The sequence below is a fragment of the Paenibacillus sp. GbtcB18 genome, from assembly GCF_019091125.1.
Taxonomy (GTDB): Bacteria; Bacillota; Bacilli; order Paenibacillales; family NBRC-103111; genus Paenibacillus_F; species Paenibacillus_F chitinolyticus.
Map to the genome: position 1 here is coordinate 1 of NZ_JAGXJX010000627.1, position 250 is coordinate 250.

At 30.4% G+C, this 250-nt stretch carries 1 protein-coding gene; it reads left to right on the plus strand.

Annotated features, from left to right (window positions below; genetic code table 11):
• A partial coding sequence (locus KVT34_RS30705) for an EamA family transporter (protein WP_217563345.1) occupies nucleotides 1–250 on the plus strand: 250 nt, incomplete at both ends.

Below are 250 nucleotides of genomic sequence, written 5' to 3' on the forward strand. Positions count from 1 at the left end.
ATTGGATTTTCTTTTTTATTCGTGAAACTAACACTAACCATTACAAGCCCTCTTGATACTCTGGCTCATCGATTTACAGTTGCTTTCATAGCAGCAAAAATTCCGGTTATTTTTGGATACATAAAGTTAAATATATCATTTAAAAATATACTTTCTCTTTTACCAATTGCGATTTTTTATCCAGCTCTTTTTTTTGCTTTTCAAGCTTTTGGATTAGTGTATACAAGTTCATCTGAAGCAGGAATTATAC